Annotated in this window: 27 protein-coding genes and 1 pseudogene; 9 read left to right on the top strand and 19 right to left on the bottom strand. The window is 62.8% G+C overall.

Annotated features, from left to right (window positions below; translation table 11 throughout):
- The 17 genes from AC5ZFO_RS39800 to motA form a co-directional block, all read right to left on the bottom strand.
- A partial coding sequence (locus tag AC5ZFO_RS39800; RefSeq protein WP_496123541.1) for a flagellin N-terminal helical domain-containing protein occupies positions 1–203 on the bottom strand: 203 nt, incomplete at its 3' end.
- Positions 204–463: 260 nt separating this feature from the next.
- Positions 464–1,204 carry a flagellar type III secretion system pore protein FliP gene (gene fliP, locus AC5ZFO_RS39805; protein WP_282523502.1) on the bottom strand — a complete coding sequence of 247 codons (741 nt, stop codon included), beginning with the start codon at positions 1,202–1,204 and terminating at the stop codon, positions 464–466.
- Entirely contained in the window at positions 1,201–1,644 is a 444-nt protein-coding gene (locus tag AC5ZFO_RS39810; protein ID WP_039153358.1) for a flagellar basal body-associated FliL family protein, read from the bottom strand. The genes fliP and AC5ZFO_RS39810 overlap by 4 nt, the downstream gene beginning before the upstream one ends.
- Before the next feature lie 42 nt (positions 1,645–1,686).
- Positions 1,687–2,382: a flagellar basal body L-ring protein FlgH gene (gene flgH / locus AC5ZFO_RS39815; protein ID WP_282523503.1), complete on the bottom strand. Its 696-nt coding sequence runs from the start codon at positions 2,380–2,382 to the stop codon at positions 1,687–1,689.
- Positions 2,383–3,153, bottom strand: coding sequence for a MotE family protein (locus tag AC5ZFO_RS39820; RefSeq protein ID WP_282523504.1), 771 nt, complete (start codon positions 3,151–3,153; stop codon positions 2,383–2,385). It lies immediately after the preceding gene.
- A 67-nt stretch (positions 3,154–3,220) separates the two neighbouring features.
- Positions 3,221–4,351 (bottom strand): flagellar basal body P-ring protein FlgI, encoded by a 1,131-nt coding sequence (flgI, locus tag AC5ZFO_RS39825; RefSeq protein WP_282523505.1) that lies wholly within the window; start codon positions 4,349–4,351, stop codon positions 3,221–3,223.
- A complete protein-coding gene (gene flgA / locus AC5ZFO_RS39830; protein ID WP_496123585.1) occupies positions 4,348–4,803 on the bottom strand; it encodes a flagellar basal body P-ring formation chaperone FlgA in 456 nt (151 codons plus the stop codon). The genes flgI and flgA overlap by 4 nt, the downstream gene beginning before the upstream one ends.
- 35 nt (positions 4,804–4,838) lie before the next feature.
- Positions 4,839–5,627 (bottom strand): flagellar basal-body rod protein FlgG, encoded by a 789-nt coding sequence (flgG, locus tag AC5ZFO_RS39835; protein WP_282523506.1) that lies wholly within the window; start codon positions 5,625–5,627, stop codon positions 4,839–4,841.
- A 17-nt stretch (positions 5,628–5,644) separates the two neighbouring features.
- Positions 5,645–5,974 (bottom strand): flagellar hook-basal body complex protein FliE, encoded by a 330-nt coding sequence (gene fliE, locus AC5ZFO_RS39840; RefSeq protein WP_282523507.1) that lies wholly within the window; start codon positions 5,972–5,974, stop codon positions 5,645–5,647.
- A 2-nt stretch (positions 5,975–5,976) separates the two neighbouring features.
- Entirely contained in the window at positions 5,977–6,393 is a 417-nt protein-coding gene (flgC, locus tag AC5ZFO_RS39845) for a flagellar basal body rod protein FlgC (protein WP_014492659.1), read from the bottom strand.
- Positions 6,394–6,404: 11 nt separating this feature from the next.
- Positions 6,405–6,785: a flagellar basal body rod protein FlgB gene (flgB, locus tag AC5ZFO_RS39850; protein WP_282523508.1), complete on the bottom strand. Its 381-nt coding sequence runs from the start codon at positions 6,783–6,785 to the stop codon at positions 6,405–6,407.
- Between the two features lie 85 nt (positions 6,786–6,870).
- Positions 6,871–7,956 (bottom strand): flagellar biosynthesis protein FlhB, encoded by a 1,086-nt coding sequence (flhB, locus tag AC5ZFO_RS39855; RefSeq protein ID WP_282523509.1) that lies wholly within the window; start codon positions 7,954–7,956, stop codon positions 6,871–6,873.
- Between the two features lie 13 nt (positions 7,957–7,969).
- Positions 7,970–9,010, bottom strand: a complete 1,041-nt coding sequence (locus AC5ZFO_RS39860) for a flagellar motor switch protein FliG (RefSeq protein ID WP_014492656.1) — start codon at positions 9,008–9,010, stop codon at positions 7,970–7,972.
- Between the two features lie 2 nt (positions 9,011–9,012).
- Positions 9,013–9,387, bottom strand: a complete 375-nt coding sequence (fliN, locus tag AC5ZFO_RS39865) for a flagellar motor switch protein FliN (protein ID WP_014492655.1) — start codon at positions 9,385–9,387, stop codon at positions 9,013–9,015.
- A 76-nt stretch (positions 9,388–9,463) separates the two neighbouring features.
- Positions 9,464–9,778 (bottom strand): hypothetical protein, encoded by a 315-nt coding sequence (locus AC5ZFO_RS39870; RefSeq protein ID WP_282523510.1) that lies wholly within the window; start codon positions 9,776–9,778, stop codon positions 9,464–9,466.
- Positions 9,759–10,700, bottom strand: coding sequence for a flagellar motor switch protein FliM (locus AC5ZFO_RS39875; RefSeq protein ID WP_028153460.1), 942 nt, complete (start codon positions 10,698–10,700; stop codon positions 9,759–9,761). Before AC5ZFO_RS39875 ends, AC5ZFO_RS39870 begins: the two co-directional genes overlap by 20 nt.
- The gene (gene motA, locus AC5ZFO_RS39880) at positions 10,697–11,593 is read right to left on the bottom strand and encodes a flagellar motor stator protein MotA (protein WP_282523511.1); all 897 of its coding nucleotides are present in this window, start codon (positions 11,591–11,593) and stop codon (positions 10,697–10,699) included. The genes AC5ZFO_RS39875 and motA overlap by 4 nt, the downstream gene beginning before the upstream one ends.
- A 142-nt stretch (positions 11,594–11,735) precedes the next feature.
- Between motA and AC5ZFO_RS39885 the strand changes: the two genes are divergently transcribed.
- From AC5ZFO_RS39885 to AC5ZFO_RS39905, 5 genes are all read left to right on the top strand, one after another.
- Positions 11,736–12,536 (top strand): DUF1217 domain-containing protein, encoded by an 801-nt coding sequence (locus AC5ZFO_RS39885; RefSeq protein ID WP_496123542.1) that lies wholly within the window; start codon positions 11,736–11,738, stop codon positions 12,534–12,536.
- Positions 12,537–12,539: 3 nt separating this feature from the next.
- A complete protein-coding gene (gene flgF / locus AC5ZFO_RS39890; protein WP_282523513.1) occupies positions 12,540–13,268 on the top strand; it encodes a flagellar basal-body rod protein FlgF in 729 nt (242 codons plus the stop codon).
- A gap of 48 nt (positions 13,269–13,316) precedes the next feature.
- The gene (gene fliI, locus AC5ZFO_RS39895) at positions 13,317–14,642 is read left to right on the top strand and encodes a flagellar protein export ATPase FliI (protein WP_282523514.1); all 1,326 of its coding nucleotides are present in this window, start codon (positions 13,317–13,319) and stop codon (positions 14,640–14,642) included.
- Positions 14,643–15,498: 856 nt separating this feature from the next.
- Positions 15,499–16,134 carry a MarR family winged helix-turn-helix transcriptional regulator gene (locus AC5ZFO_RS39900; protein WP_496123543.1) on the top strand — a complete coding sequence of 212 codons (636 nt, stop codon included), beginning with the start codon at positions 15,499–15,501 and terminating at the stop codon, positions 16,132–16,134.
- A gap of 896 nt (positions 16,135–17,030) precedes the next feature.
- Positions 17,031–18,458: a tyrosine-type recombinase/integrase gene (locus tag AC5ZFO_RS39905; protein ID WP_496123544.1), complete on the top strand. Its 1,428-nt coding sequence runs from the start codon at positions 17,031–17,033 to the stop codon at positions 18,456–18,458.
- Between the two features lie 1,000 nt (positions 18,459–19,458).
- Here the strand turns inward: AC5ZFO_RS39905 and AC5ZFO_RS39910 are convergent.
- On the bottom strand, positions 19,459–20,490 hold the full coding sequence (locus tag AC5ZFO_RS39910; protein WP_496123586.1) for an alpha/beta hydrolase: 1,032 nt from the start codon (positions 20,488–20,490) through the stop codon (positions 19,459–19,461).
- Positions 20,491–21,388: 898 nt separating this feature from the next.
- Between AC5ZFO_RS39910 and AC5ZFO_RS39915 the strand changes: the two genes are divergently transcribed.
- The gene (locus AC5ZFO_RS39915) at positions 21,389–21,769 is read left to right on the top strand and encodes a hypothetical protein (protein WP_496123545.1); all 381 of its coding nucleotides are present in this window, start codon (positions 21,389–21,391) and stop codon (positions 21,767–21,769) included.
- Positions 21,770–22,464: 695 nt separating this feature from the next.
- On the opposite strand, the gene AC5ZFO_RS39920 is transcribed toward AC5ZFO_RS39915, so the two are convergent.
- Positions 22,465–22,728 carry a hypothetical protein gene (locus tag AC5ZFO_RS39920; RefSeq protein ID WP_496123546.1) on the bottom strand — a complete coding sequence of 88 codons (264 nt, stop codon included), beginning with the start codon at positions 22,726–22,728 and terminating at the stop codon, positions 22,465–22,467.
- A 276-nt stretch (positions 22,729–23,004) separates the two neighbouring features.
- Between AC5ZFO_RS39920 and AC5ZFO_RS39925 the strand changes: the two are divergent.
- From AC5ZFO_RS39925 to AC5ZFO_RS39935, 3 genes and pseudogenes are all read left to right on the top strand, one after another.
- Positions 23,005–23,181 (top strand): annotated as a pseudogene (locus AC5ZFO_RS39925) (transposase); the annotation flags it as partial.
- Between the two features lie 23 nt (positions 23,182–23,204).
- A complete protein-coding gene (locus AC5ZFO_RS39930; RefSeq protein ID WP_496123547.1) occupies positions 23,205–23,579 on the top strand; it encodes a site-specific integrase in 375 nt (124 codons plus the stop codon).
- Positions 23,580–23,637: 58 nt separating this feature from the next.
- On the top strand, positions 23,638–23,790 hold the full coding sequence (locus tag AC5ZFO_RS39935; protein ID WP_496123548.1) for a hypothetical protein: 153 nt from the start codon (positions 23,638–23,640) through the stop codon (positions 23,788–23,790).
- Positions 23,791–25,354 lie beyond the last annotated feature (1,564 nt).

The following is a 25,354-nucleotide window of genomic DNA, read 5'->3' on the forward strand; positions in this document are numbered from 1 at the left end:
CCGAGCGAGTCGGAGACGGCGGAGAGCGCGGCGTTGTCGGCGCGCATCGACGTCGCGATCGACCAGTAGGCGGCGTTGTCGGACGCGGTCGAGACGCGCTGGCCGGTCGAGATCCGGGTCTGCGTGGTGGCGAGCTGCGAGCCCACAGACCGGAGGGTCTGGAGCGCGGTCATGGCGGTCGAGTTCGTAAGCAGGCTTGACATTGCGAATGTCCCTTTATGTACGCGTTACATTTTCACGAGGGGACATACCGGGCTTTCACCGGTACGGAGGGGCGGCATCATGCCTTTGGACTGATGTGGGTGGGGTCCAACCCGCCGTGCCGCATTGCTAGCACGTCGAATCTTGCGCCGAGATTAAGATCGGCTTGAATTTCTCTGTAATATCATATAGTTAACGCTACCCTCTGCTAACCATAGACCGGCACTTTTCGCTAACCATAACCGGCCGGCGATCTCGGTAGCTATGAGAACGACCGCACCAGTCCGGAGGCCAGCAGGTTCCAGCCGTCGATCAACACGAAGAACAGCATCTTGAACGGCAGCGCGAGGATCGTCGGCGGCATCATCATCATGCCCATCGACATGGTCAGCGTCGCCACGATCATGTCGATGACGAGGAACGGCAGGATGATGAGAAATCCGATCTCGAATGAACGCCTGAGCTCGGAGATCATGAAGGCCGGAATGATGACGCGCATGTCGATGCGCTTGTCGTCGAACTTCTTGCGGAAGCTCTCCGCGGCGAGCGCCTCGAAGGTCTGGAGATCCTTGTCGCGGACATGGGCCAGCATGAACTCGCGGAACGGATCGGTGATCTTCAGATAGGCCTCTTCCTCCGAGATCTCGTTCTTCATCAGCGGCTGGACGCCGGTTTCCCAGGCGCGGTCGAAGGTCGGCGCCATCACGTAGAAGGTCATGAACAGCGCGAGGCTGATCAGCACCAGATTGGCCGGCGTGGTCTGGAGGCCGAGACCGGAGCGCAGGAACGACAGCGCCACCGCAAATCGCGTGAAGCTCGTCACCATGATCAGCAGCCCCGGCGCCACCGACATCACCGTGATCACCGCCATCAGCTGGATGATGCGGCCGCTGGTCGAGCCGTTGCCCGGCGGCAGCAGCGAGTTGAGGTCCGGAATCTGGGCCAGTGCCACCTCGGGCAGCACGACCAGAACCAACGCGAGCAGCAGGACTCTCACTCTCACTGAATCACCAGGGTCTCAATGATCAATTCGCGGATCTTGCCCGACGAGCGGATATTGGCGCGCTCGGTCAGGTCGTCGCGCAGATGCTGAAGCCCGCGCGATCCCTCGAACTGGCCAACCGATGCCGACCGCAGATAGGTCACGATGTCCTCGCTGATATGGGCGGCCAGGATGCCGGCATCCTCGTCGCTCATGCTCTCGGTCACCATGGAGGCTTCGACACGGGCCCAGTTGTTGGCCGGCGCGGCGAGATTGGTCACGATCGGGGACAGCTTTCTCAGCCGTGCGCTGCCGGCGTAGCTCGTGGCCAGGGGCGGCGGCGTGGCGGTCTTCTTTGCGTCGGCGACGCGCTCCGCGGCCGCGAACAGATGCAGGCCGGCAACCGCGCCCGCACCGATCGCGATCAGGGTCAGCACCACAATGGCCGCAATCAGGCGCATCACGTCCCCTGCCCTCGCGGCGCGGCGCGGCCGGCGCGATTCTCAGAATGGTGCCACGGCGTCATAGATCCGATGTCCCCATCCAGGCTGCTGCACGTCAGACAGATTTCCGCGACCGCCATAGGACACGCGTGCCTCGGCGATCTTCTCGTAGGAGATCGTGTTGGTGCGCGAGATATCGCGCGGACGCACGATGCCGCCGACGTTGAGCACGCGCATCTCGGTATTGACCTTGAACTCCTGCGAGCCGCTGATCATCATATTGCCGTTCGGCAACACGTCGGTGACGATGGCGGCGATCGACAGCTTGATGTCCTCGGTGCGGTCGATCTGGCCGTTGCCCTTGATCTGGGTGTTGGTGCTGAGGTTGGCGTTGGTCTGGCCCTTGTCGTGCCATCCGGCGGCATCCATCAGCCAGTCCAGCCCGAACTTGATCTGCGAATCGCGCGAGCGACCGGTCTTGTTGTCGAGCTTGGCCTTGTCCTGCATGGAGATGATCACCGTCACGACGTCGCCGGTGCGCCGGGCGCGGGGGTCACGGTAGAGATCGGTGCCGTCGTCCCAGGTCGAGCGATAGCTGACGGGCGAGCGCAGCCGGGGCGTCACGGGAATCGGATCGGCCTGCGTCCGCAGGCCGCTCCCGACCGGCGACAAGCGCGGACCGTTCAGGACCTCGGCCGGATCATTGACGCATCCGGCAAGCGATAGCAGCGACAGGATGAGGATCAGATTCTTCATCTATTTGGTCTTTCCGTCATCCACGCGACGCATTCCGCCGAGCAGATCGGCAAGGTGCGCCGCGCGTGCCGTATCCATCTCGTTGAAGATCGCGCTCGAGCTCCTCGGACTGAGTTTTGCAAGCACGGCGGCGGCGGTCTCGTCCGCCATCCCCGCGATCTGGGTCGCCGCGGCGTCCGGCTTCATGCGCGAATAGATCTCGACGACGCTCGCTTCGGCCTTCTTCAGGAAGTCGTCTCGCAGCGCCATCCACTTCTCGTATTCGGCGCGCTTGGCCTCGACCTCGGCGATCCGCTCCCGGAGCTGGGTCTCGGCCTTCTCCAGTTCCCTGAGCTGCCAGGCCAGCCGCGCATCGACGGCGGGGTCGGCGACATTGCTGCAGAACAAGGCGACCTCATTGTCCGCAGGTACCGCAGCCTGTGCCGGTGCGGGCTTCGGCGGCGCCGTGACGCTGCCCGGCTTGGCCGGGCGCACGGGCGCGACCGCGGGCGCCGGCGCCGGCTTCTCGGGAACCGGCACGGCACCCGTGATCGCGGGTCCGGAATCTTCGGCGGCCCACGCCGTCGCCCGGATCGACGCATTGTCGCCCGGTATCGGCGAGGTTGGCGCATTCGGCTTCTGCGGTCCGGGCGCGCGGGCACGCGCGAAGGACAGCAGGTTGAGCGGCTTCGACGGCTTGGCCTCGTCCAGCGCCAGAACGGGCGAAGCGCATCCGAACGCGCAGGCCGCGACCAGGAGGAGGAGTTTGGCTTTGTGATCCAGCTTCAGCATCGGGCCGCGTGCGATTCTCGGTCGAGACCTGAGCATTGAGCGACCAAGCTTGCACGACGCTTGTGCATCATTGCACAATGACGTCGGCCTGGAGTGCGCCGGCCGTTTTGATCGCCTGGAGGATCGCGATGATGCCCGATGGCTTCAGGCCGATCTGGTTCAGCCCGCGCACCAGGCGCTGGAGGTCGACGCCGCTCAGGATCGCCACCTGCGATCCGGCCTCGTTGGCCTCGACCACGGTCTGGGGAACGACCACCGTCTGCCCCCGCGAGAACGGTGCCGGCTGCGACACCACGGGAAGCTCGGTGACACGAACCGTCAGGTTGCCGTGCGTCACGGCGACGGTCGATATGCGCACGTCGCGCCCGATCACCACCGTGCCGGTCCGTTCGTTGATCACCACTCGCGCCGGCGTGTCCGGCTCGACGGTCAGCTCGCCGATTTCGGCGAGGAAGCGGACGGGGCCGATATGGCGCGGCTTAGACAGCACGATGGTGCGGTAATCGCGCTCGAAGGCGATCTGCGCGCGGTAGCGGCCACCGGCGTAACCGTTGATGGCGTCGAGGATGCGCGTCGCAGTGACGAAATCCGGGTTCTTGAGCTCCAGCACCAGGAACTCCATCTCGTGGAGGCTTCCCTGCACCTCGCGCTCCACCAGCGCACCGTTCGGGATGCGACCCGCGGTCGGCGTGCCCTGGCTGACGCTCTGCGCCTGCCCTCCCACACTGTAACCGGCGACCGTGACCGCGCCTTGCGCCACCGCATAGACTGCGCCGTCCGCCGCCCGCAGCGACGTCATCACCAGCGTGCCGCCGAGCAGCGAGGTCGCATCGCCGAGCGACGATACGGTCACGTCCATGCGCTCGCCCGCTCCGATCGAGGGCGCCAAATCCGCGGTCACCATAACGGCTGCGACGTTGCGCGTGCGCAGCGTCGTCGGACGCGGGGGATTGTTGGTGCTCGTGGTCTCGTTCCTGACGTTGATGCCCATGTTCTCGAGCATCGATTGCAGGGACTGCTCCGTGAACGGAGCGTTGCGGAGCGTGTCGCCGGTGCCGTTCAGGCCGATGACGAGGCCGTAACCGACGATCTGGTTTTCGCGCAACCCCTTGATGTCCGCGATGTCCTTGATGCGGACGGCCGCCTGGGCGCTGGCGGCGGAAACGAGCAGGACAAGCGCAAGCAGGAATCTGGTCATGATCCATCCACGACCTTGACGGTGCCGTCCGGCTGGACGACGCCCCTGATGATCACGCCGGTGTCGGTGTTTCGCACCGGGATGAGCGCGCCGGGCGCGCCCGACTGCATCGCCGCGCCGTAAGTGACGATCGACAGGCCGCTGTCTTCCACCACGACCTTGACCATGGCGCCGCGAGCAACCGTCCAGGGATCCTCCACCGAATTGGTCGGAATCGGCTGACCCGGCAATAGCGTGCGCCGCGCCATGCGTCCGACCAGGATCTGGCGTCCTTCGATGAACATGGCAACGCCGAGCACGTTCGGCGCGAAGGCGCGTTCCGTGATCATGTCGTCCCGGATCAGCTCGCCGGCTCGGATCGAGACCGCCGGCACGGGAAGCCGCTTCTCCTCGGCCGCAGCGAGGCGCGCCGAGACGAGAACCAGCAGCACGGCGGCCAACCCGCGCACCATCAAGCCCACCCTGTTCGACATCGAGAACACCGGAACTAGCGCATGCCCTTCGAGACCGTCTGGGCCATTTCATCCGAGGCCTGGATGACCTTGGCGTTCATTTCGTAGGCGCGCTGCGCCGAGATCAACTCGGTGATTTCCTTGACCGGGTCGACGTTCGAGGCCTCGAGATATTGCTGGTTGATCTTGCCGTAGCCGGAATCGCCCGGCAGTCCGACAACCGGTGTGCCGGACGCCGGCGTCTCGCGATAGAGGTTGCTGCCAAGCGGCTCGAGGCCCGCTTCGTTGGCGAAATTGGCGAGGTTGAGCTGGCCGATCTGCCGCGGGTTCACTTCCGTGTCCAGCTTGGCAAACACCTGTCCGGTCTGGTTGACGACGACCTGAACCGTTCCCTGCGGTATCGTGATTGCGGGATCCAGCAGATAGCCGTCGGTGGTGACGAGCTGGCCGTTGGGGTTGGGGCTGAACGAGCCGGCGCGAGTGTATTGCACCTCGTTGTTCGGGCCGAGCACCTGAAACCAGCCGCGGCCGTTGATCGCGAGATCGTAGGGGTTGCCGGTTTGCGTGAGCGCGCCCTGGATGTGCAGCTTGCGGATGGCCGTCGACTTGACGCCGAGGCCGAGATTGGAGCCTTCCGGGATCGGCGAGGAGCCGTTGGCGTTCGCGACGCCCTGCATGCGGTCCATCTGGTAGAACAGATCGGTGAATTCCGCCCGCGCACGCTTGTACGACGTCGAGTTGATGTTGGCGATGTTGTTCGCGATGACTTCGATGTTGGTCTGCTGGGCGTTCATGCCCGTGGCCGCAATGGCGAGCGATTTCACAGCTTCATTCCCTCAGATCAAATCGACATCCGGACGACTTCTTGGTAGGCCTGCACGACCTTGTCGCGAACCGCGACCGCGGTCTGCAAGGCCTGCTCGGCCGACATCAGCGCCTCCACGACCTTCCGGGTCGATTCCTTGCCCTGCATCGCCGAGATCGACGCCGCTTCGCCCGCCTTCAGCGTCCCGATCGCGTCCGTCGTCACCTGCTTCATCACCGATTCGAATCCGACATCGTCGGCGGACTGAATGGCGGTCGGCGCTGCCGGCGCAATGGCCTGCGTCTCGGTCGCGCGGCTCGCCGCTTGCCCGGCGGAAATCGCGGTGGATGAAATTGCCTCAAGCATTGTCAGCTCCTCAGCAGGTCGATGGTCATGCCCAGCATCGACCGCACCTGTTTCACGACCTGGAGATTGGCTTCATAGGACCGATTGACTTCCCGCATGTCGGCCATCTCGATCATCATGTTGACGTTCGGCAGCTTGACGTAACCGGCCTTGTCGGCGGCGGGATGTCCCGGCTCGTACTCCACGCGATACGGCGTGGTGTCGACCCCGATCTCCTTGACCTTCGCAAGCTGCGCGCCCGAGGCACGGTCCATGGCGGCATCGAAGGTGATGGTTTTGCGCTGATACGGATCGGCGCCGGCCGTGCGCCCCGTCGAGGTCGCATTGGCAAGGTTTTCCGAAACGATGCGCATGCGCGTCGACTGCGCTTCGAGCCCGGAGCTCGCGACCGTCAATGACGCCTGCAGTGAGTCCAGCATGTCAATTCACCTCAGCTCTTCGCGCTCGACAGCAGCATGCGGTGGAACGACCGCACGACTGCCGAATTCATCGAGTAGTCGCGACTGACGTCGCTACCCTTGATCATTTCCTGCTCGAGGCTGACGGAGTTGCCGGAGTGAACCACTTCCCAGCTGTCCTTCTTCGCGGTCTTCCGCGTATCGGACTCGGCCGCGGACAATTGCATGTGCGAGGGCGACGTCGTCGCGAGCCTGACCGGCGTGGCGTCGAGCACCTTGTTGAAGGGCTCGACGTCGCGCGCCTTGAAGCCCGGCGTATTGGCGTTGGCGACGTTGGTCGCGATGGTCGACTGGCGGAGCTCGAGGTAGCGCGCCTGCGACGATGCGAGTTCGAAGAGATAAAGCGGTCCCACGACGGCCCCATGCTGATTTCTTAAGATTAAGTTTAGGGCCGCAAGCTTTCGTCAGGCTGATGCAGCCGACGCTATGCTCGGAAATCTACTGAACCTTCTCGGTCCGCGGCGCCTGCTTGGACTGCAGGAAGTAGATGATCTCGGCGACCGGCCGGAAAAACTCCGCCGGGATCACCTGGTCGACCTGAACCGCCTCATAGAGCGCGCGCGCCAGCGCCTTGTTTTCGATCACCGGGATCCGGTTCTGCTCCGCGACTTCGCGGATCTTGAGCGCGATCACGTCCATGCCCTTGGCGACGACCATGGGCGCGGCGTTTTCCTCGCGCTTGTAGCGCAGCGCGATCGCGAAGTGCGTCGGGTTCGCGATCACCAGCGTCGCGCGCGAGGCAGACGCGATCATGCGTTGGCGCGAACGGTCGCGCGCCAGCGAGCGCAGGCGCGCCTTGATCAGGGGATCGCCCTCCGCCTGCTTGTGCTCGTCCTTGATCTCCTGCTTGGTCATGCGCAGTTCGCGCCGCCAGTGGAACCGCGCCCAGGCGAGATCGATCGCGACCAGGACGATGGTGGCGATGCAGATCGCCGAGACGATCCGCATCGCGATGTTGAGAATCATCTCTGGCAGCGCGACCGGATCCGTGTACATCGCCTCGAACGCCCTAGCTTCGGACGAGCGCAGCACGAACACGACGACGACCGTCACCGAGACGAGCTTGAACAGCGACTTGGCGAATTCGACCAGGCCCTGGGTTCCGAACAGCCGGCTCCAGCCGCTGATCGGGGAGATTCGCGACAGCTGCGGCTTGATGCGCTCCAGCACCAGGCGCGGCGCATTCTGCAGCAACGATGCGGCGAGGCCGAACACCGCCAGGGTGACGACCAGCGGCACCAGGAATCGCAGCGCCTCGAGCCCCACCACCGTGAGCAGGTTGCGCGCCTCCGCACCGTTGCTGAGAGGGAAGCCCTCGGGATCGTCGAGCAGGCTCTTCAGCGTCGGCGTCAATTGCTGTACGCCCTGGCCGATCAGGAACGCCTGGATCACCATCAGCGCGGCCATCGAGGCGAAGATAGAAGCCTCCCGAGAGACCGGGATTTTGCCCTGTTCGAGCGAATCGCGGACTTTCTTCTCGGTCGGCTCTTCTGTCTTGCTCTCCTGATCGGATGTTTCTGCCATGCCCGTTCAGCGGTCAGCGGAAGACCAGCTCATCCTCCTGCTCGGGGTTGAGCTCGATTTCGCCCTTTTCCGCCAGGTCGAGTGCAAGGTCGGTGATGACGCGGCGCGCCTCCAGCACGTCGCGCTGGTTCGACGGCTCGCCGATGGCGAGTTCGTGCTCGACGACGCGGCGGACGCGCGAGGCAACCGAGGACAGGATAAGCTCGCGGAAATGCTTGTCCGTGCCCTTCAGCGCGATGACGATGCGATCGGTCGGCACCTGGTCGAAGATCATGGTGCGCGCCTTCGGGGTCAAATTGACCACGTCGTCGAAGGTGAACAGCAGTTCCTTCAGAACTTCGGCCGACTTCGGACGCTTCTCCGACAGGCTCTTCAGCATGTCCTCGATATGGCCGCGCTCCATCTTGTTGATGATGTCCGCGACGCGCGCGTAGGTGTCGGCGCCGAGGTTGCGGGCGAAATTGAGCGTCAGGTCCTCGTGCAAGGTCTTCTCGAGGACTTTCATGGCGTCGTCGACGATCGGCTTGAGGCTGAGGACGCGCCGCATCAGCTCGTTACGCAGGCTCGACGGCAGCTGGCTCATCACCTTGGCGGCGCAAGACGGCTTGACCTTGGACAGGATCAGCGCCGCGGTTTGCGGATGCTCCTTGGAGAGGTACGTCGCCAGCGAGTTTTCCGACACCGACGAGACGCGGTCCCACACCGACCGGCTCGAATTGCCGAGCAGGTCCGACATGATTGCCGAGACCTGGTCGGCCGGCAGCACGTCGCCGAGCACGGCTTCGAGACCGCCGATGGTGCCGAGAATGTTGGCGCCCATCGAGAATTGCTGCGCGAACTCCTCGACGATCGACTCGAGCTCCTGCGCGGTGATCGGCCGCAGCTCGGCCGCAGCCTTGGTGACGATGCGGATATCCTGCGGCTCGAACTGCGAGAGCACGCTCGCGGCCGCCTGCCGGCCCATGGCCAGCAGGAGTGCCGCGACCTTTTCCGTTCCGCCCAGCGTGGCAACGCCTCGCTGCTTGATAGGAGCGACGCCGACCTGTGCCGCCATGATCAGGTATCACCCTGCCCCAGCGGTCCGACGATCTCCGTGAGCGAGACGCCGAAGCGGGAATTATCCTCTTCGACGACAACCACTTCGCCGCGGGCAACGACGCGGCCATTGACCACGACGTCGACGGGCTCGCCGACGCGGTGATCGAGCGGAACCACCGCGCCGCGGCCAAGCTTCATCAGGTTCGCGACCGGAATGGTCGCTGATCCCAGCACCACCTGCATCGTGACGGGAATGCGCAGGATGGCATCGACGTTGGCGAATTTGCCGGTTTCCTCCGCCGTGCGCGCGGCGATCTCCGCCAGCCGCTCCAGCGGAGACGCATCGGTCTCTCCCGATGCCGATGCAGACTCATATTCGAAAGATTGCGCCATTTGGTATCGCCTCTTGGTATTTCCGCTCCCGGAGCGCCGCGACGTTCCGATCGTACGTGTCCTGCAAGTCCCGAATTCAATGCTTGTTCGCTTCGGCGCCGCTCACTGTTGCGGTCGGTTGGAGTCCGCTCCGCGCATCGAGCGCCGCGATCGCCTCGTGGGCCTGATCTATCTTCGTGCTCAGTACATTGGCGAGCCGGCTGAGATTTGCGGTGGAATCATGCGCGGCGGTGATGACGGTGTCGAAGGCACCCGCCGTCTCGTGAACGATGGTCGAGAACTCGCCCTGGTAGCTGCGCAGCCGCGCCAATTCACGGTGCATCCGGGTCACCCTCATGCTGGTGAACGCCAGCGCGATCAGCAGCACGGCATCAACGAGATAGGATATCATCGACGAACTCCCGCTTCTGATCGACGGGATCCGCCACCTGCATGGCGTAATAGCCATCGAGCTGGCCGATCTGACACCAGAACAGCACCTGGTTGTTGCTCTCGAGCCGGGCCAGCGTGCGCGGCGTGGCCTCGAGCTCCAGAACCTGCCCCACCTTGAATTGCACGACGTCCTCGAGGGAAATCATCTTCTCGTCGAGCACCGCGCTCAGCGTCACTTCGGTACGGTGAACCTCGCTCTCCATCTGCTCGCGCCAGCGCGGATCAGCCGCGCGGCCGTCGCTGACGACGACGTGGGCGAGCTTCTGCCTGAGCGGATTGAGTGCGGAGTGCGGAATGATCAGGAACATCTGGCCGCCGCGATAGAGCGCCTGCACCATCATGTTCGCGCAGATCGACATATTGCTGGCGCGCCCAATCGCGAGCGACGCCATCGCCGTCTCGACTCGCTCGACACGGAAGGTGACATTGGAGGTGCCGGCGAAGGCGCCCTGCAGCGCCTTGGCGAACCGCTCAAACAGCGCCTGGACCAGCCGGATCTCGATGTTCGAGAAGGTGCGTTCGACGTCGAGCGGCGGTTCGGCGCCGTCGGAGCCGAACATCGCCTCGACCATCGTGAACACGAAGTCGCGATCCAGCATGATGATGACGCGCGAGTCCCACTGCTCGGCATAGAGCACGGCGGCAACCGCGTTGCCCTCGTAGTCCTTGATGATGTCGCCGAGCGGGTCGTTGGTGATGCCGTTGACGGAGAAGTAGCACGGCGTTCCCGCCATCGGCTGCAGGCTGTCGGTGCACGATGCCGCCATGCGATCGAAGATCACATTGAGCATCGGCATGCGTTCGATCGATATGCCGGCGGCGTCCAGCAGGTAGTTCGGCAGCTGCTTCCGCTGATCGACGTCGAGGTCTTCCGTCATCATGCGCGGGCAGCCTTCGGTTCAGCCTCGGTCGCGACGGCCTTGGGACCTGCGATCGTCTCGTTCTCGACCACGTCGATCGACGGCCGTTCGCCGCTCGCGATCATCTTGCGACCGTGCTCGACGGCGATCTGCGGCATGGCGCCGTTCATGAACGCCAGGAGCGTCTGCTTGACGATGATGTACGGCCGGCAGCGCTTCTCTCGCGTCATCTTGATCTTGAGCGCGAAGGGCGAGAGGACGCCGTAGGACAGGAAGATGCCGGCGAAGGTGCCGACGAGCGCCGCGCCGATGAAGCCGCCGAGGAGCTTCGGCGACTGGTCGAGCGCGCCCATGGCCTTGATGACGCCGAGCACGGCGGCGACGATGCCGAGAGCCGGCAGCGCCTCGGACACGACCACCATCGAATTGTAGGGCGCCAGCTTGGCCTTCACGATGGTGTGGATCTCTTCATCCATCAACGCTTCGATCTCGTGCGTGCGCGCATTGCCCATGATGATGAGGCGGACATAGTCGCAGATGAACTGCAGCAACGGCGGATCCCCGAGCACGCTCGGAAACGCCTTGAAGATCTCCGAGGACGAGGGATCGTCGATATGCGCCTCGACCTCGTTGCGGCCCTTGCCCCGCAGCTCCCGCATCAGGGCATGGAGCGCTCCGAGCAGATCGAGGTAATAGCGCTCACTCGGCACCGCGCCGGTGATGGCCTGCATGCAGGCCACGCCGGTATCAACGACCGTTTTCCACGGATTGGCGACGATGAAGGTGCCGATCGCGGTGCCCATGATGATCACGAATTCCCACGGCTGCATGAGCACGGCCAGATGCCCGCCCATGGCGGCAAATCCGCCGAGCAGTGCCGCTACCGTGATGAAAATCCCCACGAAACTGAGCAACGCGCCACTCCATCGCCGATCCCACCGGGAATATCTAGTCGGCGACGCTTGCGCGAGGCTGGCTTCGTGGTCGCCAGCCCCGCGCAAGCATTTCGCGGCAGCTTGAGACGATGTCGCAACGGCGGCCAGAGGGGCGCGTGCAATGCTATCCACGATCGCGGACTACACCAGACTGACCAAGGACATGGGCAAATCGCTGACGCAGGTCGCGACCCAGCCGGACGTCAGCCGCGACACCGATTATTTTCTCAGCCATATCGGCAATGTGAAGACGATCGACGACTTCCTGAAGGACTATCGCCTCTATTCCTACGCGATGAAGGCCTTTGGTCTCAGCGATATGACCTATGCCAAGGCGTTCATGCGCAAGGTGCTGACCGAAGGTGTCTCCGACTCCAAGAGCTTCGCCAACAAGCTGACCGACACCCGCTACCGGCAATTCGCCGCCGCCTTCAATTTCGCCGCCCTCGGCGACAAGGCGACCCAGACCGCCGCGGCCACCACCGGTACGGCGTCCCAATACGTCACGCAGACGATGGAGGAGAAGGCCGGCGACCAGAACGAGGGTCTGCGGCTGGCGCTCTATTTCACCCCCAAGGCCTCCACCGTCAGCACCTCCTACCAGATCCTCGCCGACAAGGCGCTGACGCAGGTGGTCCAGACCGCGCTCGGCCTGCCGTCGACCATCAGCGCGGCGAACATCGACGCCCAGGCCAAGTTGATCGCGAGCAAGATCGACCTCAGCGATTTCCAGGACCCGGCCAAGGTCACCAAGTTCGTGCAGCGCTTCGCCGCGATGTGGGATGCGACCCAGGCCCAGAACGACATCAACAATGGCAACTCGACCAACTCCGCGCTGGTCCTGATCGGCGGCGCGTCGTCGATGGCCGGCATGGATACCGACATGCTCACGAAGCTTCAGTCCATCCGGCTCGGAAAGTAAGTCATGCAATCGGCTCTCTATGTAGGATTGTCGGCGCAGGTCGCCCTCGAAAAGCGCCTCCAGACGATCGCCAACAACGTCGCCAACGTCAACACGGCGGCATTCCGCACCGACGTCGTGAAGTTCGAGACCGTTCTGTCGAAGGCCGGCGCGAACCCGGTCGCCTTCTCCTCGCCCGGTGACAACATCATCTCGCGCGAGATGGGCAGCATCACCGAGAGCGGCAACCCGCTCGACGTCGCCGTGGTCGGACAGGGCTGGATCGCCTTCGCCGGCCCGAACGGCACGGTCTATACGCGCGACGGCCGACTCCAGATCGCCCCCAACGGCGATCTTCAGACCGTGTCCGGCTTCCCCGTGATCGATGCCGGCGGCGCGCAGATCACGCTCGATCCGAACGGCGGACCGATCGCGATCGCCCGCAGCGGCGCGATCACCCAGGACAACAACGAGATCGGTTCCATCGGCCTGTTCAACATTCCCGCCGATGCCAATCTCGAGCGCTACGGTAATTCCGGCATCACGCCGGACCGGCCCGCGACCGCCATCGCCGATTTCTCCCGCGACGGCTTCAAGCAGGGCTATGTCGAGGGTTCCAGCGCCAATCCGATGATGGAATTGACGAAGCTGATCGCGGCTTCGCGCGCCTTCGACGGCACCAATTCGATGATCGAGGGCACCGAGAGCTCGCTCCAGAACGCAATCCGGACGCTGGGCGAGCCGGGCAAATAGACTTGCAAGTAGACTGCGCTGCATGCGCATTGAGGGTGGACGGTTTCCTTGAACGCTCTTCGGCAACTCGAGTGGGCGCTGCTGGAGCTTCAGCAGAGCACTCCCCTGGCCAGCGTCAGCGGCGCGATCTCCGAGATCGCTCCGACGCATTTTCGCGTCTCCGGCCTGTCGCGCTTCGTCAGGCTTGGTGAACTGATCGGCGTCAACTCCGGCGGCAAGCCCCAGATCGGCGAGGTGGTGCGGATCGACAACGAGGGCATCATCGCCAAGCCGTTCGACCGGCAGTTCGCCGGCGGCCTCGGCTCGGTCGCCTACCGGATGCCGCCACTGTCCTTCGCGCCCGATCCGAGCTGGAAGGGCCGCGTCATCAACGCGCTCGGCGCGCCGCTTGACGGACAAGGTCCCCTCACCCCGGGATCCCGCACCGTCTCGGCGGAGGCCGAGGCGCCGGCGGCCATGAAGCGGGCGCGCGTCCACAAGCCGCTGCGCACCGGCGTGCGCGTCATCGACCTGTTCGCCCCGATCTGCGCCGGCCAGCGCGTCGGCATCTTTGCCGGCTCCGGCGTCGGCAAGTCGACGCTGCTGGCGATGCTGGCCCGCAGCCAGGGCTTTGACACCGTCGTGCTGGCGCTCGTCGGCGAACGCGGCCGCGAGGTGCGCGAATTCATCGAGGACGTGCTCGGCGCCAACCGCAGCCGCGCCATCACCATCGTATCGACGGGAGATGAAAGCCCGATGATGCGGCGGCTGGCGCCGAAGACCGCCATGGCGGTCGCCGAATATTTCCGCGACCGGGGCGAATCGGTCCTGCTGGTGGTCGATTCGATCACCCGTTTCGCCCATGCCGCCCGCGAGGTCGCCCTCGCCGCCGGCGAGCCTGCGGTCGCCCGCGGTTACGCACCGACGGTCTTCACCGACCTGCCCCGCCTGCTGGAGCGCGCCGGCCCCGGCGAGGAGGGATCCGGGACGATTACCGGCATTTTCTCCGTGCTGGTCGACGGCGACGATCACAACGAGCCGATCGCCGACACCATCCGCAGCACCCTCGACGGCCACATCGTGCTGTCCAGGCACATCGCCGACCAGGCGCGCTATCCCGCCGTCGACGTTCTGGCCTCGGTCTCCCGCCTCGCCCACAACGTCTGGGACCCCGAGGAGCGCGAATTGGTGAGCAAGCTGCGCACCATGATCGCCAAATACGAGGACACGCGCGACCTTCGCCTGATGGGCGGATATCAGTCGGGGCGTGATTCGGGCCTCGACCAGGCCGTCGACATGGTTCCGAAAATCTACGGCGCCATGCGGCAGGACGCCTCCGCAGGGCCGAGCGCCGATCCATTCCGCGAGCTGCGAGACATGCTCAAGGGCGACTAGCCGGGCCGGGACGGGCGCGCGGCTCCCGCGATTTCGCATTGCTCGTTACTTCGACAGCCGTTGGCGCATGCCGCCACGCTGCCGGCGCATGCACACCCATGGCTGCCACCGCTTCCTCTCGGGAGCGTTTCAACCGTTCGGAGGCGCGTGGTCGGCCGCGTGGCAGGCAGACGAACCGTCGATTCTCCGAATCGCGCCCACAACAACCGCCGCGTGTAATCCCTGTGGGTTCCCCCGAGAAACTCTCGCGTAGATCGCACAAGTTGTGGATGACTCATCAACGCAGATCGCCTCTGTCATGCACAAGCTTCGATCAATTTGCATCAACGGCAGACATCAACATGCCGTGCAATCAAACCGTCGTATAGTTGCGTGCATGGTGCGTGAGGGACAGTGTATTGTGTTCACCATCATGTGTCCCTGGAGGCGAGATTGTCTTGAACGTTACATTCGCCTGCGGCGACATCCAGTCTCCAAGAGCGTCTCTGCTTGCTTTTGTTGAGAAGCTCATTCATCGTTTCGGTGGAATACAAGAAACGTCTGCGTGTGACTTGAACTTCAGAGGCTAAGGTTGAACAATACCGATCCATCGTCCGGCTGTGACGGCAACTCGGGCTTTCGTTCGACGACGCCACGATTGGCACACCATCATCGACACAGCTTCTCGCGCCGTATCTCGCAGGGTCCATCTGTCGAGGCCGGTGGCAGAACGGTCCGTGCTTTCGCGCGAGAGCCGGGCCGTGCGTATGTGTCGGATATTGTGGTTGGTACGGCTTCTCGCGAAGGACTCGTGCGCAACGACGGAAGGCGGCTCCGGGGCGCCGCAGACGTGATACCCGGGGCAAGGTAGGAATTCATGCCGTTGGCACGCGAGGCCGTCGAGCTGCTGGTTCAGGCGGCCAGAGCCTGGTATTTTGAAGGCAATCAGCACGGGTTACGCGACCGGGAATGGATGGCGCTTCGGTTTCTTCACCGTGCCAACAGGTTCTCGCGCACGCCGTCCGCGCTGGCCGGCTTCATCGGCGCGACCCGCGCCACGGCATCGCAGATCGTGAAGACGCTGGAAGCCAAGTCCTTCCTGGTGCGAAAGCCGTCGCACGAGGACAAGCGGTCCGTCGTGCTCCACCTCACCGCGCAAGGCGAGAAATGCCTGAGCCAGCACGACCCGATCAATCACGTTGTGAACGCGGTCACGTCTCTCGGCACCGACGAATGCATCAGGCTGCGCGACTCGCTGCGCGAGATCCTCAATCACCTCGACGCGGCCCATCAGCGGCTCGATGCCAGTATCTGCCGCGACTGCATGTTCCTCGCCGAACGCAGTCCCGGCACGGGCAAGGGACGCGCGAGCGCCGAATTCATGTGCCGGCTGTACCGCGCCCCGGTTTCCCTCGAGGAGACCGAACTCCTCTGCACCAGTTTCGAGCGCACCCGCGACCGCCCGAAGATCGAGGAGCATCTCGACCGCGCGCGCATGGCGAGCCAGGGATGAGGCGGGAATTTGCGACGTGATGGAACGCGCAAGTTTCGCGCGGATGCGATCGCCGGCGCTTGCGTAAAGTTTCTCAACAGCATCGTTCTTTGAAACACGCTCGTTTTCTCCGCTCTCCCGGACGCGCTGACCAAGCTTCGGCGGACAAGTCGCTGCGCTCGCAATGACGGAGCAAGGAGATGTACTGCAGTTCTCAGACATGCACGCGTAGGATAGGTGGAGCGACCTGTCCGCCGAAGGACGAAGGCGGAAGGGCGAAGGCGGAAGCGAAACCCATCCTCTCTCATCAACGCGGAAACATGATGGGTTTCGCAAGTTCTCTACCCATCCTTGCTACGACGTTGCTACGGCCCCTCAGACACACCTTCGCGTCCTCGCGGCGCATTTCGCCCGAGCTTTGCTTGCTCACTCCACCCTCGAAGCCAAGAGGGCGCAGGGAAGGCCGGGTGCTGACCTCGCACCCGCGGTCCGCTGCGCGAAAGGTAGCGCAAGGAAACCGCACAGCAGCATACAGGTGGTGCCAATCACTCGGCCTTCCCTGCGCGATGGTTGGACGGCTTATGCCGTGCTCTCCCGGGAGCCGAGTTCCTTCTGGCCTCCCTCACGCTTGCGAAAGTCACCAGCACCGCGCCGGTTGACGCGACTGCCGCATCCGCAAGCACTTGACCGTAGCGACGACGGCCAGGACCACACGTCTATATTTTGGCACTCGGTGAAACACGCCGAAACTAAGAAAACCCTTTAAAACAAGTGCTTTTCGACTAGCCTGATGCGGGCTGTTTCAGCGGGCTTCACCAAAATAAGGGCCCGGCCCTAAGCCTTTCAGCGTCCGCACGAACAAACTGAAAGTCTCAAAGCCGAGCCCTTTGGTCCCAAGCCTTAGGAGCCGAAACCACATGGATAGTAGCATTGTCCCCTCCCCCGCCGGCAAGCGGGGCCGCAATAGCAGCGTCATTTTGACCGACCGCCTGTGTGAGAAGCGGATCACTAAACGGACCAAGCTCTACGACCGGAAATGCCCTGGCCTGTACGTCAGCATCACCTCGGCGGGTGTTGCGACCTTCTCCTTCAAGTTCACCGACAGGCAGACTGGCAAGCAGCGCACCGGCTGGCTGGGTGTCTACAATCCGGAGACCTTCACGGTCGAGGACGCCCGAGCCAAGGTCTACGGCCTCAAGGGCATGGGCGGCGAGGCACTCGCCGAGACCTTCCGGGACCAGAAAGCTGCAAAGGCCAAGCGTGGCAAGACCGTCGCCGAGATCATCGACGAGCGAATCAGGTGGATGAAGGCGCCGGTCAAAAAGCCGGACGGCGAGATGCGGCCCCGCCTGGAAAGCTGGGAGAACACCGCGAGCCACCTCGACCGGTTCATCCGCCCCCGCCTCGGCAAGAAGCTGGCCATGGAGGTCACCAAGCACGACATCGCCACGCTCTCGAACGACATCGTTGCGGGCAAGTTCGGGAAGCCCTCGGTCAGCAACGCGCGCCATATGCGCAAGGCGGCCTCGGGCCTGTTCAACTGGGCGGCGGAGGCCGGCCGCGACTACGTGACGGCCAGCCCCTGCGTCAACCTGCCGAAGCTCGATCCGGAGCATCCCCGCACCCGCGTCCTAACGGAGGATGAGATCAGGACGTTCTGGCATGGTCTGGACCGGCAGGATCTGCCGTGGGACCGAAAGACCCGCCTCGCACTCAAGTTCGAGTTGGTCACCATGCTGCGCTCACGTGAACTGCTTGGTGCGCATCGGGACGAGCTGTTTGACCTCGACGGCGACCACCCGCGCTTCGATGTGCCGCTGAAGAGGGTCAAGAAGCGGCGGGCGATCCAGCAGCCGCTGTCTGACCTGGCGGTCGAGATCATCAAAGAGGCGCTGACCTCGGATACTCAGCAGTTCGTATTCGAGAGCCCCATGTACAAAGGCCAGCCAATTCACCGCAAGGCAATGGCCGACGCGCTTCGCGGTACGAAGTACGAAACGAACAAAGACAAGACCAAGACCGCCGGTCTTTGCGAGCTGTTCGGCCTCAAGCCGTTCACGCCACACGATCTGCGCCGGACGGCAGCGACTCTGGCTGGCGATCTCGGCTTCGACGACGCATGGATCGCGAAATGCCTCGATCATGCCGCGAGCAAGAAAGCCGAGCAGATCGTGCCCACCGTAACGGGCAAGGTCTACAATCACAGCAAGCGGATGAAGGAGAAGCGCGCGGTGCTGGATGGGGTCGCCGCCGAGCTGAGGCGGATCATCGGTGCGCCAGCCCCAAAGGCCTCCGAACAGGGGAAGGCCACTGCTCGCGGCCTGACGAGCTGCGTCATCCGATGAGGATCTGGCCGGTGCCCTCCCGGCGACCTTCGCTTTTCCCTGCGCAGGGGAGTCAATAGGCAAAAAAAGTGAAAATGGATCAATGCCGCGCGAGTGAGGTGTTCACATCCGTGTCGCGATTCCCGTTGGCATCTGAACGGCGAAACACATCGACGTCCGTTGAGCGTTATGAAGAGGTCGGAGCAGCCCCCGGCCCAAGCCTTCATCCTCGGCCGGGGGCCCAGACATCATGCGCGTCCAGAACATAAGCCAGCGAGCGGCCTACGCTACTCTGCTTAACGCACCCCGTCGTGCACCCCCCAACGGCTCGGGCATTTTAAGTTGATGGGGGGCGCTTCGCCTTAGCCCCTTCCGCCGGACCTCTCTACGACCTTCCTACGCGATGCGGGGCTCGACGCCTGCCGTCCGTCGCGACGCTGCCGCTCGCCCGCGAGCCTGTGGTATAGGAAAACAACCTTAGCCAGCAACCGAATGGCGCTCCCCTTCTCGCGTGGCTGGGGCATCCAATTGCCGATCGCGAGCAAGAACTGAAGGACGTGCCACACCGGCCGCTCGACCAATCGACGTGGCCCAAGGGCATCAGATCGATTTCGATAGCCGAGACCGGAGCGCTCAGGATTGACGCGAAGGGCGAACTTCATTGGCACGGCAAGCCGGTCGAAATCCGGCGGCCACTCGATCTGACGCGGCGACAGGAAGCGGTAGCGGTGATCGTCGCCATCGCGACGGTGTTCGCCGCCGTTGGCGCGGTGGCTCAGGGTTTGCCGCCTACAACGAGTGGGCCACCCCTCGACTTCCGCTTTACCCCCGTCAGCGACCAAGATCGCACGGCGGCGCAACATGTCGCGAAGGACCAGCAGGCAACATCGCCCTGCGGTTCAAAGGGACGAAACGGGTCCTAACTAGCGCCGCTACTGAAACGGCATGACCGCCTTGTGGTGTCTCTCCAACGCAAGTTGCCAAACCATGCCCAACTTGCACGCTAACTTTGCGTAGGCGTTCACTGAGCAAGCGCCTGTCTTCCGCTGGCTACCGGTTGGAGCGTGGCGCTGTCTCCGTTCAAGACAAACGTACCAGCCGAGGTTCGGTTAGGCATCGTTTGCTGCATTCGCGAATAGAGCACGGCAACGCTGACGAACTGGTCATGTTTCATGCCGTCACGCGATTCGAGTTGAGAAATGTCGACAACCTGCACTTTGGCCTTTAAAGCCGCCTCCTGCACAATCGGGTTGTTGACATCCAAGGCTCCTGTGCGAGGAACCCCGCCGCCGCTTAGAAAACTAGACAGTTGAAGTGCACCATCATCCTTGGAGACCAGCACCAGCAAAGGCGGCTTAAGCGGTCCGATATCTTGTACCTGGGCGCGGAATGTCTGCGCGTTGATGTCGGGAGCCGCCAACACGACACGACCCAACCGCGCGATCACTTGATTCTTTCCTTCGGCACGAAGCTGCTGCAACGCGTCCGCGGTCAACATAGCGCCCATGCTGTGGCCGACGACGAGAATGTCTCCGACTTCGGGACTACGGGTCAGCATCGTTAGCAACGTCATCAAATAATCGCGCGAGTAGCTCGCCGCGTCCTGGTCCGTTGCATAGGCAGCGACTTGGGCTTGTGACGGCCACGAGAATAGGATCGGTATCCCGTCAATTTTGGCATCGGCCTGCAACTGGGCCATCCGGAACAGGGACTCTTGGAAGTTATTATTGAACCCGTGCACGAAAACAAAAACTTTCTGCTTCTTGCGTCGGTCGGCCCTTTGCGGGGCGACGGCCTGATGGAAATCGGCTTCGCTCATCACGGCCTGATCCAAGACTGCAAAGCTGGTTCGCGGATCGGAAGGATCGGTCGGCATCTCGATTTCGCCGGGCTTGTGGTTCGGCGGGACCGATATGACAAATTTTGCAAAGTTGAGTGCGTTCGCACGGTTCGCCGTGAACACGTTTTCTGACGGACTTTGCCGTTCGCGGGTGGTTGCCACGTAGACCTGCAAGGTCTTGGCGCCAGCCGCGATCGCAACCGGGGTCAACACCTCTGGGCCAGGCCGGGTGGCGCAGCTGGGCAGGATCACCGCAAGGGTGGCAATAACAGCCCATTGGATACTGCTGCGACGAAAAGGGCGGGCATGACTTGTTACAAGCACTGAATCCCCCACCAAATCGACCCGACCCGATCATCGCGCGCAAGTGCATTCAGCCGCGAATATCTTAGATCCATGAAAAGTTGGTCATTCCATCGCAAACTGTAGTTCTTGAGGGGGCCTCCGACCTGTACCCGGCACGCAACAACGCGGTTTTCAATAGTGACCGCAAAGCGGCACAAAAGGGGAGATAAAATGCCGTCGGGGCTTTGCTGCCTGACGCCGTTCGGTGACGCTCGGCGTCGACCGCGATATGTTCGGTCAGGCAATTGCCACAGGGGGCTGGCGCTATACCCCACGGCGACCAAGGTCCGCAGCGCGGGCAAATCTAACAGCGGAAGTCTAGGCCGTGTACCCATAAACCCGGCGGCGTGATGCCACTAAAGCAATGTCTGCTTTGCCCCCATAGCGACCGACTTCGGGCGGCAGCGCAACATGTCGCGATGGGCCAACTGCAGACTTAAACGGTCCGCAAACCTTATTCTCGGAGAGTCGGTGACTGAGAGGGCCTTGTGCTACTCTCGCGAGCATGTCCCGCTTCAGCATTCGTTCCACCGTTTTGCTTGTCCTCATCGTCGGGGGCACGTCCTGCATTTACGTGTTCTTTGGCCTCTATCTGTTGATCGGGCTGATTGCGTTGAACCTCGCCTGTCTTCTGTTTGTCCCGCTGGCTAAACGGTACGGATGGGGCGCAGAAGGGCGCCTCACAAGGCATCTCAGTCGTCCGCGGTTCGAAGACGAAACCCGCAAGGCCAGTTAGATGCTGCCCCTTCGAATGAGGGACGTTCGCATGAGAACGCTGCTCAAAATTGCTCTAGTGGCGGTCTCCGCCGCAATCCTGACCACAGTGCTCTTGACCAGCGTCTTAGCTGGCATCTTGGGGATGCAATGGAGCAGGACGTTTCAAATACTGAGTTCTGCGACAGGGCTGTACCTCCTGCCCACGATCATCTTCATTGAGTTCTATTTTCTCATAAACGACCTGTTGGCTTATACTTGCAGGAAATTCGAGCTGGACTTCGGGCTACACTTCTCTGAAATCCCATTTAGGTTCGACCTCGACAATTTCGAAACACCCATTCCGCTTAGGACGAAGCTCGTTCAGCTCTATCCCCTCACCATTCTACTCACACTGCTTGGGTTCGTTGTCGCGCTAATAACGCGCCAATAAGGCGGTCCCTCCGGTCCGCTTCGGGTCAAGAGGCGGCATACTGGAGTTGCTTGCCCAAGGTCCGCGTCACCCCTAAGAGCGGACATGCCGCCGTTATGCGGGCACGCCCCCGGGGACCGTCAAGGGACAGCGGGCCTTCTGCAATCGGGCCTGGGGTCCTCGGGTGAATTGTGCGGGGTACGCGCGATAAGCCCCGCCGTTGCGTACCCTTATGCGCTCTGATGCCGCTGTAGTCGCTGGGCCTGCTGATCGTGGGCTGACGTGCAGCGACTGAATGCCCCGATGCAGCGCTCGTGATCAGGCCGCTTAGCCATCGCTCTTACTCCGGTTCGTCCTCAAGCCAAGAATGGATGCCTGAAGACGGAATGAGCCGTTTGGGCAAGTGTGGATTGATCGTGCCTGCGAAGATCGTCAAGCCTTCTTCGAGCAACAACCGCGTGAACGCCTTGGCCTCTGCTTCGGTTGCAAAAGTCTTCGTCTTGCGGGGGCTCCGCTGCTTGGGCAGAACACCGCGCTTGCGCTCGAACGTAACGTACCAAGTCGGCGTTACCGACCTCGCCACTCCCGTCAGCCTTGTCCAATTTTGTTGAAGGAGACCACGGATGACCGCGTTCCTCAGCTCCGTCTTTGGACGTAGCGAGCCACGAACTTGCGGACCGATGCCGCCGAGGGGCTCGTGACCCGCAGAACAGTCTCTACCGCCGCACGCCAACGCGATTGACGCCCCCGTTCAAATTGCCACCGGCATTGTGCCGGACCGCTGCTCGCGCCACCGGGCGAGGCCGGAGCACTACGCCAGCCCGTGCGACGCAGCCTGTCGGATAGCCAACATACGTGCAGTAGATCACTGCCTGGGCCGGTGCCGCGCTGAGCGTGACACCTGCGAGCCCCAACAGGATGCTGGCTGCAATCCCCGTAACTGTCACTGATTTGGTCGAGAGACCCTTTCGCTGATGCATGGTCATCCTCCTCATCGCACTTGCGAACGTGACTGGAGCCGCCTCAAGCGCGGCTGAACCTAACCTGAGTGCCAGAAGTTGTTTGACCTTGACGCAGATCAACGGCAGCAGGACTTGGCGTCGAAGTCCGGTCTGGGTCATTTTCGACGCATTTGGCAGAGATTGAGGACTGGTTGATGTCCGCTCCTGTCCGTAAGCGCCGTACCAAGAGCGGGCCAGGAGCGTTGCGTTTGGCCGGACTGCCGTGATTCATACTCCCGAACTGGGGCTCGAATCATGCGCTGCGAACTCGCCGACCATGAATGGAGCGCCATCAAGCCGATGCTGCCGAACAAGCCGCGTGGCGTTCCTCGGGTGAACGACAGACGGGTCCTGAATGGCATCTTCTGGGTCCTCCGATCAGGAGCACCCAGGCGTGATCTGCCGACGGCGTTTGGCCCATACACCACTTGCTAAAACCGCTTGAGCTGGTCACCATGCTGCGGTCACGTGAGCTGCTTGGTGCGCGCCGCGACGAACTTTTCGAACTAGACGGCGAACATCCGCGCTTCGACGTACCGCTCAAGCGGGTCAAGAAGCGGCGGGTCATCCAGCAACCGCTGTCTGATCTGGCGGTCGAGATCATCAAGGAAGCGCTCGCGTCGGATAACCAGCAGTTTGTGTTCGCGAGCCCCATGTATAAGGGCCAGCCGATCCACCGCAAGGCGATGGCCGACGCGCTGCGCGGCACCAAGCACGAGAAGAACAAGGATAAGACCAAGACCGCCGGACTTTGCGAGCTGCTCGGCCTGATTCACACCCCACGACCTCCGGCGGACGGCGGCGACCTTAGCTGGCGATCTGGGCTTTGACGACGCTTGGATCGCGAAGTGCCTCGATCACGCCGCGAGCAGGAAGGTCGAACAGATCGTGCCGACCGTCACCGGCAAGGTCTACGATCACAGTAAGCGGATGAAAGAAAAGCGCGCGGTACTGGACGGCGTCGCAGCCGATCTGCGGCGCATCATCGGCAGGCTGACCGTGAAGGTCGCTAAACGTTCTGACCTGCGGTTCGCAGCCTGATCAGACCGGATCAAATGAGCATCTGATGTCGTTGCCTGCCAGCACCGGCCGCATTCGGCACGTGCGCTTGAGTCGGACACGGATCGACTTCCTGCTCGCCGAGAGGTCAGGAAAGTATTCGTTGCCGAAAACCGTGCCGCCGCTCGCCGGCACGGACCTGCCGCAGGTGCATGCCGCGCCTGCGCGCGCCCAGGTGCTCTTGGCAGCCGAGGGGATGCGACGCAGATCGCGCGCTGCCCGAACGGTAGCTGGACGATGCGGTAGCCTGATGAGGCGTTCGCGAATTTGTGTGCGTGTCAGTCGCGGAGATCGCCATCAACATCTGGACTCTCCGGTTCCACGCGCCATAATGAGGCGATGGGCGGGATATCCAAAACCTTAAATTGTGCGCGTTGCGGCAAGCCGCTGGTCCTGATAGCGCGACCGGATGGCACGGGCCCACTCCGGCCGACATGCTTGCATTGCGAGGAAGCCGATCCGATCACGTCGCCCGAGGTCGCGAGGTGGTTTGCTGGGGAATTGCAGCCGCCGAAGGGATAAGCCGTGGGGATCGCTGCCATGGCCGTGACTGCCGCATAGTGCCGAGCTTGAGATGCTCGGGGACGACCGTCGTTGGCCTCAATTGTGTCGACAAATTACAGTACTGATTCGCCAGTGAGCCAGCGTCTCGCAATCGGTTGGTCCTTTGGCCTCTGAACTCACAAGTCACCGACGCGAGTGGCGTGCAATGGGGCCCGGCCCAGCCGGGCCTTTTGTCCTTTGTGAATTGTGTGCACTCACTGCACCCTGGGCCCACCGCGCCGCATCGCGACCAACGACCTTCGTTGGCGCGAACTCACAAATATTTGGCCTGAACTGCCAAGATACAAACTGCCCTTTTTACTATGGCGACCCAGTTGGCCCGACGCACGGGGTGCACTTCGACCGGGGATCGATGACCATGCGCGTCTTTTTTAGTTGCTTGTTTTGTGGTGCCCTCCACAGTGCAATCCAGATAAAGCGGTCGGCCGCAGGAACCGGCCGTTTCGATTGCACGGAGTGCAAGCACACGCTTCATCGCTGGTGGAGCGTGTACGACTTTATCGACTGGAAAGGACCGCGCGATCCGTAGCGAGCCTTTGGCGCGGTCGTCGCAAAGCAATCCGAGTGCCACCGGGTTGCTGCGCCTCGGCAGTGCCCCCGGCGCCAACTCGGTTGAGTTTAGCTAAGTAATATTCCGGAGGTGCAATTTGCTCTCCGTCCGCTAATCAATTCTTCTATCGGTCACGCCTTCTGTTGGGCAGAGGCATTGGGAGTGACCGATAGGGCCCGAGCAACTGCCGGCGGTCCATCCCCAGCGGCTTGGCGCGGAAAGGCCGGACTCGTTTGCTTCTGGCTCAGTCATCCTGTTTTGGCACAAACTGCACAGGCATTCGGCCATAACCTGACGTAGCGTTGGGTATGGGCAGCAAGCTTATAGAGCGTGTAGTTGCGATTGCGGCGGGCGTGTTCACCGTGGCCGCCTTTCCTGCGCTCGTATTCAGCCATTGATCTATCTCAAACTCCGCACGGCCGCCGCGCGCAT

Source organism: Bradyrhizobium sp. Unk1, assembly GCF_059512345.1.

Coding starts and splice junctions, on each gene's coding strand:
- AC5ZFO_RS39905 (WP_496123544.1), top strand. CDS start 17,031: ATGGATAGTAGCATTGTCCCCTCCCCCGCCGGCAAGCGGGGCCGCAAT.
- flgH (WP_282523503.1), bottom strand. CDS start 2,382: ATGAAGAATCTGATCCTCATCCTGTCGCTGCTATCGCTTGCCGGATGC.
- AC5ZFO_RS39885 (WP_496123542.1), top strand. CDS start 11,736: ATGCTATCCACGATCGCGGACTACACCAGACTGACCAAGGACATGGGC.
- AC5ZFO_RS39860 (WP_014492656.1), bottom strand. CDS start 9,010: ATGGCGGCACAGGTCGGCGTCGCTCCTATCAAGCAGCGAGGCGTTGCC.
- flhB (WP_282523509.1), bottom strand. CDS start 7,956: ATGGCAGAAACATCCGATCAGGAGAGCAAGACAGAAGAGCCGACCGAG.
- fliE (WP_282523507.1), bottom strand. CDS start 5,974: ATGCTTGAGGCAATTTCATCCACCGCGATTTCCGCCGGGCAAGCGGCG.
- flgC (WP_014492659.1), bottom strand. CDS start 6,393: ATGCTGGACTCACTGCAGGCGTCATTGACGGTCGCGAGCTCCGGGCTC.
- AC5ZFO_RS39875 (WP_028153460.1), bottom strand. CDS start 10,700: ATGATGACGGAAGACCTCGACGTCGATCAGCGGAAGCAGCTGCCGAAC.
- AC5ZFO_RS39810 (WP_039153358.1), bottom strand. CDS start 1,644: ATGCGCCTGATTGCGGCCATTGTGGTGCTGACCCTGATCGCGATCGGT.
- flgF (WP_282523513.1), top strand. CDS start 12,540: ATGCAATCGGCTCTCTATGTAGGATTGTCGGCGCAGGTCGCCCTCGAA.
- flgA (WP_496123585.1), bottom strand. CDS start 4,803: ATGGTGCGCGGGTTGGCCGCCGTGCTGCTGGTTCTCGTCTCGGCGCGC.
- flgI (WP_282523505.1), bottom strand. CDS start 4,351: ATGACCAGATTCCTGCTTGCGCTTGTCCTGCTCGTTTCCGCCGCCAGC.
- AC5ZFO_RS39915 (WP_496123545.1), top strand. CDS start 21,389: ATGAGAACGCTGCTCAAAATTGCTCTAGTGGCGGTCTCCGCCGCAATC.
- AC5ZFO_RS39870 (WP_282523510.1), bottom strand. CDS start 9,778: ATGATATCCTATCTCGTTGATGCCGTGCTGCTGATCGCGCTGGCGTTC.
- fliN (WP_014492655.1), bottom strand. CDS start 9,387: ATGGCGCAATCTTTCGAATATGAGTCTGCATCGGCATCGGGAGAGACC.
- AC5ZFO_RS39920 (WP_496123546.1), bottom strand. CDS start 22,728: ATGCATCAGCGAAAGGGTCTCTCGACCAAATCAGTGACAGTTACGGGG.
- AC5ZFO_RS39820 (WP_282523504.1), bottom strand. CDS start 3,153: ATGCTGAAGCTGGATCACAAAGCCAAACTCCTCCTCCTGGTCGCGGCC.
- AC5ZFO_RS39900 (WP_496123543.1), top strand. CDS start 15,499: ATGCCGTTGGCACGCGAGGCCGTCGAGCTGCTGGTTCAGGCGGCCAGA.
- AC5ZFO_RS39930 (WP_496123547.1), top strand. CDS start 23,205: ATGCTGCGGTCACGTGAGCTGCTTGGTGCGCGCCGCGACGAACTTTTC.